At 63.7% G+C, this 12,423-nt stretch carries 13 protein-coding genes; 7 read left to right on the forward strand and 6 right to left on the reverse strand.

The genetic code is table 11. The annotated features are described in order from the left end of the window. Nucleotides 1-46: 46 nt before the first annotated feature. The 6 genes from ASF84_RS16450 to ASF84_RS16475 all read left to right on the forward strand — a co-directional run bounded on the left by ASF84_RS16450 (nucleotide 47) and on the right by ASF84_RS16475 (nucleotide 5,248). On the forward strand, nucleotides 47-880 hold the full coding sequence (locus ASF84_RS16450; protein ID WP_056839877.1) for an alpha/beta fold hydrolase: 834 nt from the start codon (nucleotides 47-49) through the stop codon (nucleotides 878-880). After that, the gene (locus ASF84_RS16455; protein ID WP_056839878.1) at nucleotides 877-2,358 is read left to right on the forward strand and encodes an aldehyde dehydrogenase; all 1,482 of its coding nucleotides are present in this window, start codon (nucleotides 877-879) and stop codon (nucleotides 2,356-2,358) included. Before ASF84_RS16450 ends, ASF84_RS16455 begins: the two co-directional genes overlap by 4 nt. Nucleotides 2,359-2,372: 14 nt before the next feature. Next, nucleotides 2,373-2,858: a flavin reductase family protein gene (locus ASF84_RS16460; protein ID WP_056839879.1), complete on the forward strand. Its 486-nt coding sequence runs from the start codon at nucleotides 2,373-2,375 to the stop codon at nucleotides 2,856-2,858. 203 nt (nucleotides 2,859-3,061) lie between these two features. Then, nucleotides 3,062-3,814: a GntR family transcriptional regulator gene (locus tag ASF84_RS16465; RefSeq protein WP_056839880.1), complete on the forward strand. Its 753-nt coding sequence runs from the start codon at nucleotides 3,062-3,064 to the stop codon at nucleotides 3,812-3,814. Nucleotide 3,815: 1 nt separating this feature from the next. Further along, a complete protein-coding gene (locus ASF84_RS16470; protein WP_056839881.1) occupies nucleotides 3,816-4,379 on the forward strand; it encodes an NUDIX hydrolase in 564 nt (187 codons plus the stop codon). A 41-nt stretch (nucleotides 4,380-4,420) separates the two neighbouring features. Further along, complete coding sequence (locus ASF84_RS16475; protein ID WP_056839882.1) at nucleotides 4,421-5,248, forward strand: AraC family transcriptional regulator; 828 nt, start codon at nucleotides 4,421-4,423, stop codon at nucleotides 5,246-5,248. Nucleotides 5,249-5,641: 393 nt separating this feature from the next. On the opposite strand, the gene ASF84_RS16480 is transcribed toward ASF84_RS16475, so the two are convergent. Next, nucleotides 5,642-6,229 (reverse strand): LysE family translocator, encoded by a 588-nt coding sequence (locus tag ASF84_RS16480; RefSeq protein WP_056839883.1) that lies wholly within the window; start codon nucleotides 6,227-6,229, stop codon nucleotides 5,642-5,644. A gap of 211 nt (nucleotides 6,230-6,440) precedes the next feature. On the opposite strand from ASF84_RS16480, the gene ASF84_RS16485 reads away from it, so the two are divergent. Further along, the gene (locus tag ASF84_RS16485) at nucleotides 6,441-6,935 is read left to right on the forward strand and encodes a hypothetical protein (protein ID WP_056839884.1); all 495 of its coding nucleotides are present in this window, start codon (nucleotides 6,441-6,443) and stop codon (nucleotides 6,933-6,935) included. A 14-nt stretch (nucleotides 6,936-6,949) separates the two neighbouring features. Here ASF84_RS16485 and ASF84_RS16490 read toward each other — a convergent pair whose 3' ends face one another. The 5 genes from ASF84_RS16490 to glsB all read right to left on the reverse strand — a co-directional run bounded on the left by ASF84_RS16490 (nucleotide 6,950) and on the right by glsB (nucleotide 12,371). After that, nucleotides 6,950-7,174 carry a DUF6555 family protein gene (locus tag ASF84_RS16490; RefSeq protein ID WP_056839885.1) on the reverse strand — a complete coding sequence of 75 codons (225 nt, stop codon included), beginning with the start codon at nucleotides 7,172-7,174 and terminating at the stop codon, nucleotides 6,950-6,952. A 247-nt stretch (nucleotides 7,175-7,421) separates the two neighbouring features. Continuing rightward, a complete protein-coding gene (norR, locus tag ASF84_RS16495; RefSeq protein WP_056839886.1) occupies nucleotides 7,422-8,978 on the reverse strand; it encodes a nitric oxide reductase transcriptional regulator NorR in 1,557 nt (518 codons plus the stop codon). 257 nt (nucleotides 8,979-9,235) lie between these two features. Beyond that, nucleotides 9,236-10,273, reverse strand: a complete 1,038-nt coding sequence (locus ASF84_RS16500; RefSeq protein WP_056839887.1) for an NADP(H)-dependent aldo-keto reductase — start codon at nucleotides 10,271-10,273, stop codon at nucleotides 9,236-9,238. Nucleotides 10,274-10,331: 58 nt separating this feature from the next. Beyond that, nucleotides 10,332-11,396 carry a DUF1615 domain-containing protein gene (locus ASF84_RS16505; RefSeq protein ID WP_056840179.1) on the reverse strand — a complete coding sequence of 355 codons (1,065 nt, stop codon included), beginning with the start codon at nucleotides 11,394-11,396 and terminating at the stop codon, nucleotides 10,332-10,334. Nucleotides 11,397-11,462: 66 nt separating this feature from the next. Next, nucleotides 11,463-12,371 (reverse strand): glutaminase B, encoded by a 909-nt coding sequence (gene glsB / locus ASF84_RS16510; protein ID WP_056839888.1) that lies wholly within the window; start codon nucleotides 12,369-12,371, stop codon nucleotides 11,463-11,465. Nucleotides 12,372-12,423: the final 52 nt, after the last annotated feature.

The raw sequence follows: 12,423 nt of genomic DNA on the forward strand, positions 1-12,423 counted from the left end.
GCGCCCATACAAGAACGCCCATAAAAAGACTGTGCAGGAGCAATCCATGATTCAGCTCACCGCTGAACGCACCCCGGCCGGCACCAGTTACCTGGAAACCGGCCATGGCCATCCTGTGGTGTTGATTCACGGGGTGGGACTGAACAAAGAGATGTGGGGCGGCCAGATCGTCGGTCTGGCACCGCACTACCGGGTCATTGCCTATGACATGCTCGGCCATGGCGCCAGCCCGCGTCCGGACCCGGACGCCGGCCTGCCAGGCTACGCGGCTCAGTTGCTGGAACTGCTCGACCACCTGGGCGTGCCCCACGCCACGGTGATCGGCTTTTCCATGGGCGGCCTGGTGGCGCGCGCCTTTGCGCTGCACTATCCGCAGCGCCTGGCGGGGCTGGTGATTCTCAACAGCGTGTTCAACCGCACCGCCGAACAGCGCGCCGGAGTGGTCGCACGCACCAGCCAGGCCGCCGAACACGGCCCGGATGCCAACGCCGGTGCCGCGCTGTCGCGCTGGTTCAGCCGCGAATACCAGGCGGCCAACCCGGCGCAGATCGAAGCGCTGCGCCAACACCTGGCCAGCAACGATCCGCAGGGTTACCTGACCACCTATAAACTGTTTGCCACACAAGACATGTACCGTGCCGAGGACCTGGGCAGCATCGATGCCCCGACCCTGATCGCCACCGGCGAACTGGACCCCGGCTCGACGCCTGACATGGCCCGTCAACTGGCCATGCGCATCAAGGGCGCGGAAGTGGCGATCCTGCCCGAGCAACGGCATATGATGCCGGTCGAGTCGCCGCGCCTGGTCAATCAGGTGTTGCTGGATTTCCTCGACAAGTCCGCCGTCTTACACAATCCGATCAAAGGGGACGTTGCATGAGCCTCACCCGTTTCCAGATGTGCATCGACGGCCAATGGGTCGATGCCCTTTCCGGCAAGACTTTCGACAGCCTCAACCCGGCACTGGCCGAGCCTTGGGCACAACTGCCCGATGCCGACGAAGCCGATGTCGAGCGCGCTGTGCAGTCCGCCCAGAAAGCCTTCGAAAGCCCGGCCTGGCGCGGCCTGACCGCCACCGCACGGGGCAAGCTGCTGCGTCGCCTGGGTGACCTGATTGCTGAAAACAAGGAACACCTGGCCCAGCTCGAAAGCCGTGACAACGGCAAGCTGATCCGCGAGACCCGCGGCCAGGTCGGCTACCTGCCGGAATTCTTTCACTACACCGCAGGCCTGGCCGACAAGATCGAAGGCGGCACCCTGCCGCTGGACAAGCCCGACCTGTTTGCCTATACCGTGCACGAACCGATGGGCGTGGTGGCCGGGATCATTCCCTGGAACAGCCCGCTGTACCTGACCGCGATCAAGCTGGCCCCGGCCTTGGCGGCCGGCAACACCATCGTGCTCAAGCCGTCCGAACACGCCTCGGCGACCATTCTGGAGCTGGCGCGCCTGGCCCTGGAAGCGGGCTTTCCGGCCGGCGTGGTCAACGTGGTCACCGGCTACGGCCCGACCACCGGCGCCGCCCTGACCCGCCACCCGCTGATCCGCAAGATTGCCTTTACCGGCGGCGCGGCCACGGCCCGCCACGTGGTGCGCAGCAGCGCCGAGAACTTCGCCAAGCTGTCGCTGGAGCTGGGCGGCAAGTCGCCGAACATCATTTTTGCCGACGCCGACCTGGACAGCGCCGTCAATGGCGTGGTCGCCGGCATCTATGCCGCGTCCGGCCAGAGCTGCGTGGCCGGTTCCCGCCTGCTGGTGCAGGACGAGATCTTCGATGAGTTCGTCGAGCGCCTGGTCGAGCGGGCCAAACGCATCCGCATCGGCAGCCCGCAGGCCGAAGACACCGAGATGGGCCCGATGGCCACTGCCCAGCAACTGGCGGTGGTCGAAGGCCTGGTGGCCGACGCCCTGGCCGAAGGCGCGCGCCTGCGCCTGGGTGGCAAGCGCCCGCAAATCGCCGAAGCCGGCTGGTTCTACGAGCCGACCCTGTTCGAGTGCGACAGCAACTCGATGAAGATCATGCAGGAAGAAGTCTTCGGCCCGGTGGCGTCGGTCATCCGCTTCAAGGACGAGGCCGAGGCGCTGGCGATCGCCAACGACTCACAGTTCGGCCTGGCAGCCGGAATCTGGACCCGTGACCTTGGCCGTGCACACCGGCTCGCTCGCGACGTGCGTTCCGGTATCATCTGGGTCAACACCTACCGCGCGGTGTCAGCCATGGCACCGATCGGCGGCTTCAAGAACAGTGGCTACGGCCGCGAGAGCGGCATCGATTCGGTGCTGGCCTATACCGAACTGAAAACGGTGTGGATCAACCTCTCGCAAGCCCCGATGCCCGACCCTTTCGTGATGCGTTAACCGAGAGTGCAGCAATGATCGAACCCGGTATCTACAAAGAAGTCATGGGCTCCTTTCCCTCGGGCGTGACCATCGTCACGACCCTGGACCCGGAAGGCAACCTGGTCGGTATTACCGCCAGCGCCTTCAGTGCCCTGTCCATCGATCCGGCGTTGGTGCTGTTCTGCCCCAACTACGCATCGGACACCTACCCGATCCTGCGCGACAGCAAGCGCTTTGCCATTCACCTGCTGTCGGCCGAGCAGACCGCCGAAGCCTACGCCTTTGCCGGCAAGGGCAAGGATAAGGCCAAGGGTATCGAGTTCACCCTGAGCGAGCTGGGCAACCCGCTGCTGGCCAAGGCCACGGCGATCATCGAGTGCGAGTTGTGGCGCGAATACGACGGCGGCGACCATGCCATCATCGTCGGCGCCGTGAAGAACCTGATCCTGCCGGAAACACCCGCCACCCCGATGATCTATCATCGCGGCAAGCTGGGCGCCCTGCCGGCGATGGTGTAAGGACCGGCCGGGACAGGCGCCCCGACATGAGGGCGCTTGTTGGTTCGGGGCAAGTGCGTGATAAACTCGGCAACGGCCCGGGCGCCCCGAGGGTGCCCGGGCCTTTGCATAAGCCCAGTCCACCCCTGGCTGCCTGCGGATATGAGTGTTCGTGCCACGAACCGACCCCTGGCCTGCAGTCAACCCCACTCCGAGCCGAACCGATGAAACGCCTGCCCCTCGACGACACCTTCAAGGTCAACCGCAACCCCGTTACCCTGCGGGAAATCGTGTTGGACAAACTGCGCAGCGCGATCATGAATTTCCAGCTGTTGCCGGGCGACCGCCTGGTCGAGCGCGACCTGTGCGACCGCCTCGGGGTCAGCCGTACCTCGGTACGCGAAGCCTTGCGCCATCTGGAATCGGAAGGTCTGGTGGAATTTGCCGATGCCAAGGGCCCGCGCGTGGCGATCATCACCCTGGCCGATGCCTGTGATATCTACGAGTTGCGCTGTGTGCTCGAGGGCATGATCGTGCAGTTGTTTACCCTGCGCGCCAAGCCCAAGGACATCAAGGCACTGGAAAATGCCCTTGAAGAAAACCGCCAGGCGCTCAAGGAAGGCGAACTGCAACAGGTGATCGACTCGGTACAGGGCTTCTACGACGTATTGCTCGAAGGTTCGGGCAACCATGTGGCGGCCACCCAGCTGCGCCAGTTGCAGGCCCGCATCAGCTACCTGCGCGCCACCTCGGTGTCCCAGGAAAACCGCCGCGGCGCCAGCAACCAGGAAATGGAACGCATGGTCGAGGCGATCAAGAGCGGCGACCCGCAGGCCGCGCACCAGGCCTCGGTCGATCACGTGCGCAACGCTGCACGCGTGGCGCTGGAATACCTGCGATCAAAACAGGATGACGGCACCCAGCCGCGCGACATCGTGGCCCCCGTCGCACTCAAAGACCCACGCATAGGTCACTGACATGCCGCTGCCGTGTTACTGCCCGCAATGCGGCAGCCAGGATCTCGCCCACCGCACCCCGGACGGCGACACCCATGAACGCCTGATGTGCGGCGCCTGCGCGTACATCCACTACATCAACCCGAAGATCATTGCCGGCTGCATCATCGAGCAGGACGGCAAGTACCTGCTGTGCCAGCGCGCCATCCCGCCGCGCCCCGGCACCTGGACCTTGCCGGCCGGCTTCATGGAAGGCGGCGAGACCACCGAACAGGCGGCCCTGCGTGAGGTCTGGGAAGAAACCGGCGTGCGCGCCGAGATCGTCTCGCCCTATTCGATCTTCAGCGTGCCTAAAATCAGCGAGGTGTACATCATCTTTCGCGCCCAGGCCTTGGAGATCACCGGGCAATATGGTCCCGAAACGATGGATTACCGCTTCTTCGCCCCTGAAGACATTCCATGGGACAGCATCTACTACCCTGCCATCCGGCAGATTCTGGAACGCTACATCTGCGAACGCCAGGCCGGGGTGTACGGTATCTACATCGGCAACGACGACAGCGGCAAGGTGCATTTCATTCGCTGACCGGTGCAAGACAACACGCGGCATCGACCAAGGACCCGGACATGAGCAACGCCACCGCCCCTCGCCCCGCCACCCGGCCGTTCTTCTGGCGCGATGCCGAGCTGCCATTCATCGAGGCCCGTTCGGTCGAGGATGGCCGGCAGGTGTGCTATTCGCGCCACTCGCATACGGTGTTTTCGATTGGCGCGATCACCTCCGGCTGCAGCACCTACCTGCTGGAAAAGTCCACGCTGCGCATTGGCGAAGGCACCGTGGTGCTGATGAACCCCGGCCAGGTGCATGCCTGCAACCCCATCGACGACCAGCCCTGGTCGTACATCATGCTGTACGTCGACCCCACGTGGCTGGCCACCCTGCAGCACGAGCACGAAGGATCAGCGTCTTTCCAGCCGCTGGCACCCTCGCACAGCCATGACCGGGCCCTGTTCGATGGCCTGCTCGAACTCTATGCCATCTTGATCGACGCCGACGCCAGTGTGTTGCACAAGCACTGTACGGCGGTGGCGTTCTTTGCCCTGATGCAGCGTTTGCTTGGCAGCGCGACAGCGCTGAACGACAAGCCTGCACCGCGCATCGAGCAGGCAGCCGACTACATCGATACCCACTTCAGCCAGGCGATTCGCCTGGACGACATCTGCCAGGCGGTACACCTGTCGCCGTCGTACCTGATCCGGGCCTTCGAGCAGCGCTACCACATGACGCCACACGCCTATCTGCTCAACCGGCGGATCCAGCAGGCGCATCGGCAGCTCAGGGAAGGCCGGCTGATCGCCGACGTTGCCTGCGACACCGGGTTTGCCGACCAGGCGCATCTGCAGCGCGAGTTCAAGAAGCACCTGGCCGCTACCCCGGGTCAGTACCGCCTCTGAGCCACCAACCAGTACAACGCGATCTCGGGCCTGGCACCGGGCTGATCTGCACCCTGATACAGTGCCTGGCACACTGTGGGAGGCAGCAACTGTCTGGCAATGACGGGTTTACAAGCGCTGCCTGTCTGTCGGCTGTACCGGCCTCATCGCCGGCAAGCCGCCTCCCACAGGGTTGATGCAGCCCTGGATTTCAGGCCTGGCATCGGACTGTGGGAGGCAGCTCTGCTGGCGATGGCGATGGGACAGGCGCAGCAGGTGTGTTGGTCTTGCTGGCCTCATCGCCGGCAAGCCGCCTCCCACCGGATTGATGTTGCCCTGGATTTCGGGCCTGACACCAGATTGTGGGAGGCTCCTCCCCCAAGAGCATTTTGACCTTGACCGGGTGTACCGCCTCTACCCCACCAGCAAGTACAACGCACACGCCACCAGCAGCAACGCCATGACCCGGTTGAACAGCCGCACCCGGGTGGCGCTTTGCAGGTACTGGCTCAGGCGGGCGCCGGCCACGGCCCAGCAGGCCAGTGACAGGTAGCAGACCACCAGGTAGATGGCCGCGAATTGCCAGATCAACCGCGGCTGACCGTCGGCGACGAACACCCCCATGCCGGCAATCGACGCCAGCCAGGCCTTGGGGTTGAGCCACTGCATCAGCGCGCCCTGCATGAAGGTCGGGCGGGCCTGGGCCTGTTCGATGCTCAGGCGACCCTCATCGCCGGCCAGCCTGAACGCCATATACAACAGGAACACGACCCCGGCCCATTGAATCAGGCGGGTCAGGAACGGCCATTGCTGCAGGGTCTCGTTCAGACCGAAGCCGATCAGCACCAGTAACAGGGTGAAACCCAGGGTGGCGCCCAGCACGTGGCGCAGGCTGGCGCGCAGGCCAAAGCGCACCCCGGCGCTCAGCGCCACGATATTCACCGGCCCCGGCGTGATTGACGACGCCAGTGCAAACGTCGCCATGGAAATCAAAACGCTCATGCTCCTACCCTCTTGGCTATCGAAATGACAGCGCCAAGGTAGTGCTCGCGCTCCACGGCTGTATTGAAGGAAATTACCCTGATCGGTGCCTTGACAGGTCGTGGACCGATGCAGAAAAACCGCCGGGCTCTTGCTTTTTTACTGTTTCACTCTACAAATGCGAGCTGTGAGGCAGACCATCGCCATCGTTGTCACTTATCGAGTTCATTGCATGTACAAAGCCATTGTTTTTGCCGTCGCCTGCAGCCTGTCCGGAGCGGCACTGGCCGCTTGCCCGGCCACGACCCCGGTCGACACGGCCCGCTGGATCTTCACCCAGCACGCCGATTTCTACGTCAAGGGCAAGGGTGGCCCGCAGTACCTGTCGGCAACGCTGCTGGAATGGCTGAAAAAGGATTGGGCCTGCCAGGCCTCGGGCGATCAATGCGCGATTAGCGCCAACCCCTGGACAGATGCGCAGGACGGCAGTGTGCTGGAGCCCATCACCTGGAAGACGGTCTCCACCCCCGACCAGCAGGTGGTGGTCGAAATGAATTACGTGCTCGGCTACCCGAACGCGCCCTCCCAACCGGGCGTAGAGCAGACCACCCGGTTGTTACTGGCCAAAAGCCCGACCACCCAGTGCTGGATGCTGGACAACGTGCAGGGCCCGGGTGACCGCCCGTTGCTCGAGATCCTGCAGGAGTTCCCGTACGACGGCGACTGACCCAGGCTGGCGCTTTATGCCTGGCTCCATTCCACATTGGTAATGCCGAAGTGCTCGGCGTAGGGCTTTGACACCCGTGGCACGCGCTCCAGACGGTACTTGGGAATGCGTGCCAAGCCTGCATCCACACTTGCATAGTGCCAGGCCTCGGCATTGTCCATGTTGGTGGCACGGATGTAGAAACTCTTGAAAGCACCGTTCAACAGGTAATCGATTCGATAGTGTTTTTCCTGAGCCATTTACAGCATTGCCTCCCTTATTGATGATCCGGTGCCCTTTCTGCAAAACAACCTGCCGGGTGAACGAAAAAGTCATTGGCGGCTGCCGTTGATCCACTCCGGACCCAGGCAACGGTCAATCTTTCACTCGCTCGGCAACGCCTTGATATTGAAAGGACACTGAGCAATAACGGACATATGGCAGATGTGAAAAATTCCTTATTTTTTCCAGACAGACGCCCGGCGGCACGTCTGGCCCGGCAGTCTGCTAGCGAATGGCCAGCCTTTTGGCCAGGCGACTGAGGTTGGCGCGGTCGACGCCCAGCTCGCGTGCCACCTCGGCCCACTTGCCCTGGTGACGTTCCAGCGCCTGCTCGATCAGGCGTCGCTGGAACGCGTCCACCGAGGCCTTGAGCCCCTCGCCTGCGGTCGGCAAAGGGTCGTGCTCGACGTCAGGTGCCTGTGCCTCGGGCACGATGACAGGCTCGCTGTCCAGGCCCAGCATGGCGGCTTCGACCGTCACCATCATGGGCCGCTCGGCCGGCGTCACCAATGCCTTGAGCACCGCCCGGCTGATCAGATGCTCCAGTTCGCGCACATTGCCCGGCCAACGGTAGGCCACCAGCCGCTGCTGCGCCTCGCCGGTCAGGCGCACACTGCGCAGCCCCATGCGCACGCGGTTCTCTTCCAGGAAAAAGCCGGCCAGCAACAGCACATCACGACCGCGCTCGCGCAGCGGCGGCACCTGCAGCGGGTAGACACTCAGGCGGTGATACAGGTCCGCGCGAAAGCGGCCCTGTCGCACTTCCTCGGCCAGGTCGCGGTTGGTGGCGGCGATGATGCGTACATCGACGTGATGCTCCTGATCCGAGCCCACGCGCTGCAACTGGCCGCTTTGCAACACGCGCAACAGCTTGGACTGCACCGGCAGCGGCAGCTCCCCGACCTCATCGAGAAACAGCGTGCCGCCGTCGGCCAGTTCGAACTTGCCGCTGCGCCCGGCCACGGCACCGGAAAAGGCACCGCGCACATGACCGAACAGCTCGCTCTCGACCAGTGTCTCGGGCAAGGCTGCACAGTTGATGCTGATCAAGGCCTTGTTTGCACGCGGCGAATGCAGGTGGATCGACTCGGCGACCAGCTCCTTGCCCACCCCGGTCTCGCCGGTGATCAGTACGGTCAGCGGGCTGTTGCCCACCAGGGCGATTTCCTGCTGCAAACGCTTGTGCGTCGGGCTCTGGCCGATCAGTTCGCGCGGTGCATGGCCGCCAGCGACGCGTTTGTAGACTTCGACCAATTGACGCTGCTCCTCGAACCCGCGCAGCAATTGCTGGATGCGCTCACTGGCCATGACCGTGGCGGCGGCCAGGCTGGCGAACGCTTGCAGGGTGTCCAGGTCGACGCTGCCGAAGGTGGCGGCATCCAGCGCATCGAGGGTGATCAGGCCCCAGGGCTGGCCCTGAATGATCAACGGGCAGCCCAGGCAATCATGGACTTCAAGGGGACCGTGGCCGTCGAGCAGACCGTCATAGGGATCGGGCAGCTCGCAATCGGCGGCGAACCGCACCGGCTTGTGGCCGTACAGCAGAATCTTCAGGCGCGGGTGCTCGCTGACCCGAAAGCGCCGCCCGAGGGTGTCGGCGCTCAGGCCATCGACCGCCAGCGGCACCAGCACATCCTCTTCAAGCTTGAGCAACGCCACCGCATCGCACGGCAGCAATTGGCGCAAGGAATGCAGCAGCCGCCGATAGCGCTCCTCGTCAGGCAATTCGCGCGACAGGTCGGCCACCAGCGGTAACAACGAACGCAGCAGAGGGTGAGGCATCAGGGCACCGGGCAGGCAGGAAACATGAGGTCATTATGACCTCAACCTGCCTGTCCTGACACACCCCGGCCTTGTGGGAGGACCGTAGGAGCGCGCTTGCCCGCGACCGAGTGCGTAGCGCTCGCAAAATGTGTCAAACGCTGCAATTTTTTGATTGCAAACACATTCAATATCTCGGAAACACCACAATTTTACGAGCGCTGCGCACTCGGTCGCGGGCAGAGCGCGCTCCTACGGGGGGCCAGGCCGTGGGGTGGTTACGGGGCCGGGTTGGGTTGGGCGGTGTGGATGGCCTCAATGCCGGCAATCACTTCATCGGACAACGTAAGGTCAATGCTCGCCAGGTTGCTGGCCAGTTGTTCGAGGTTGGTCGCGCCGATGATGTTGCTGGTCACGAATGGACGACTGGTGACGTAAGCCAGGGCCATCTGACCAGGGTCCAGGCCATGCTCGCGGGCCAAAGCCACGTAGCGGGCGGTGGCGCTCTGGGCCTCGGGGTTGTTGTAGCGCTGGAAGCGCTCATAGAGCGTCAGGCGGCCATCGGCCGGACGAGCGCCGTCGAGGTATTTGCCGGTCAGCACGCCGAACGCCAAGGGCGAATAGGCCAGCAGGCCGATCTGCTCGCGAATGGCGATTTCCGCCAGGCCCACTTCAAAGGTGCGGTTGAGCAGGCTGTAGGGGTTCTGGATCGACACGGCGCGCGGCAGGTTCAGGGTCTCGGCCAGGTGCAGAAAGCGCTGGGTGCCCCACGGGGTTTCGTTGGACAGGCCGATCTGGCGCACCTTGCCTTCCTTGACCAGGTCGCCCAGTACCGACAGGGTTTCCTCAATGGCCACCGCGTCGTCATTGGCATCATGCTGGTAACCCAGCACACCGAAGAAGTTGGTCTTGCGGTCCGGCCAGTGCAACTGGTACAGGTCGAGGTAATCGGTGTTCAGGCGCTTGAGACTGCCTTCGAGGGCGGCGGTGATGTTGCGTCGGTCAAGGCGCGGGTTGCCGTCACGGATGTGTTCCATGCGGCCGGGACCTGCGACCTTGCTGGCCAGTACCCAGTCATTGCGGTCGCCGTGGGCCTTGAAGTACTCACCGATGATGCTTTCGGTACGGGTGTAGGTTTCGCCACGCGGCGGCACCGGGTACATCTCGGCGGTGTCGATGAAATTGATGCCGGCCTGCTTGGCCAGGCGAATCTGCTCGAAAGCCTGTTCCTGAGTGTTCTGCTCGCCCCAGGTCATGGTGCCCAGGCAGATGGCGCTGACAGAAATGTCCGTCTTGCCGAGTGAACGAAATTGCATCGATGACTCCCTTTTATCGAAGAAATGCGACGGCCAGCGCCGCCGCTGTTCAGGCCCTTCAGGTGCGCCGCATACAGCGCAGGTAACGCTCATTGACCCGCTGGGCGAACCAGGCGGTGGTCAGTTTACGGGTGATCTTCGGGCTTTGCAGGGTGATGCCCGGCAGTATCGCGCGCGGCAGCTGTTTGCCGGCTGTCTGCTCGGCCAGTTCGAACACCCGCGCATACACCCGGGTCTCTGCAAACTCGGGGCCGTCGCCCTTCTTGAGCTGGTTGTAGAGGGCCGCATTGCTCAGCCCCAGGCGCGGCGCCAGGCTGCGCACGGCCCGCTCGGTCGCGCCAGGGTCCAGCGAGTCACGCAGGATCAGGTCGCCGTCCAGTGCCAGCTCGATGCCGGTCAGGCGACTCACCGCGTTCTGGAACGCCGCGTTGCGACTGGCGTACCAGCCAGCGTTGAAATCGGCAAAGCGGTACAGCGGCTCGGGGTAATCGACCGGGTAACCGAGCAAGTGGGCGATACCGAAATACAGGCCGCCACGGCGGCTGAACACTTCGCGGCGAATCGAGCCGTCCACCGCATAGGGGTAATTGTTCGCGTGCTCTTCGGCAAAGGCGATGCTGACCTGCATCGGCCCGCCGGTGTGCACCGGGTTGAAGCGCCCGAACAGGGTCTGGCCGAGCGGCACCATGCTGGTGAAATCGTCGAAGATGGCGCTCAGTTGCTTTTCGGTACGCGCCGCCGCCAGCCGCGCCGCATAGGTCTTGCCGTCCGGCGAGCGTAGGCCCAGGGCGGCGTCGATCAGCGCCGCCGGGATGTGCAGGCGGGCAGCACGACGGTCGATTTCCTGCCGGGCGATACGCGCCAGCCCCGGCACCGGCGGGTCGGCCTGGTAGGTCGACTCCTGCTCGGTCACCGCCAGGGCGGCGCAGAGGTTCGAGTCGTTCAGGGCAATGTCCTGGGTGGTGAACGCGGTCTGGAAATCCGCCGCCCAGCCCTGGCGGTCGCTCACGTTGGCCGGCAGCCGCTCAAGAATGCGCACCCGCGCCTGCTCCGGGCTGAGCGGCGGCGGTCCCGAGGGCGCCGTGACACAGCCGCTCAGCAGCAGCGCTGTCGCGGCCAGCAGGCTCAATAGCAGGTTTGGACTCACCTCGATCTCCTGAAAACATGAAACGGATCGAGGGGCTGGCCGTCAGAACACCGACCACTCGATTCGCGCGCTCAAACGTTCCAGCGCTGCCATTCCGACCAGTGAGTTCCCGGCCGCGTTCAACTCCGGCGACCATACACACACCGAGAAACGCCCCGGCACCACCGCGACGATGCCGCCCCCTACCCCGCTCTTGCCTGGCAGGCCGACGCGGTAGGCAAAGTTGCCGGCCTCATCGTACAGCCCGCTGGTGGCCATGATCGAGTTCAATTGCGTGGTCTGGCGCGCCGTGAGGATCTGCTCGCCGCTGTGGGTGCAGAAGCCTTCGTTGGCCAGAAAGCCGAAGGCCCGCGCCAGGTCGATGCAGTTCATGCTCAGTGCGCAATGGTGAAAATAACTGCGCAGCACGTTCTCGACTTCACCGTGAAAATTGCCGAACGACTTCATCAGCCAGGCCGCCGCCGCATTGCGTGAGCGATGCTGGTACTCGGATTCGGCCACTTTGGCATCGGAAATCACCTTGGGGTTGCCACACAGACGCCGCACGAAATCGCGCATCGACAAGGATGGCGCGGCAAAGCGCGACTGGTTGATGTCGCAGATGATCAGGGCGCCGGCATTGATGAACGGGTTGCGCGGCTTGCCACGCTCGAACTCCAGCTGCACCAGCGAATTGAACGGCTGGCCGGACGGCTCGTGGCCGACGCGTTCCCAGATTTCTTCGCCGGAATGCTGGATGGCCTGGACCAGGCTGAAGACCTTGGAAATGCTCTGGATCGAAAACGGCGTTTGCGCGTCCCCGGCCTGGAAGACCTCGCCACTGTTGCTGTACACCGCGATGCCCAGTTGATCGGGACGCACCTCGCCCAGCGCCGGGATGTAATTGGCGACTTTGCCCTGGCCGAGCAACGGCCTGACTTCATCGAGGATTTCGTTCAGCAAGTCTTGCATGTGGGCACCCCGTGTTTTTGGGTGCGCACACTACACCAAGCGCCGGGAAATT

The organism is Pseudomonas sp. Leaf127 (assembly GCF_001423155.1).
GTDB lineage: Bacteria > Pseudomonadota > Gammaproteobacteria > Pseudomonadales > Pseudomonadaceae > Aquipseudomonas > Aquipseudomonas ovata.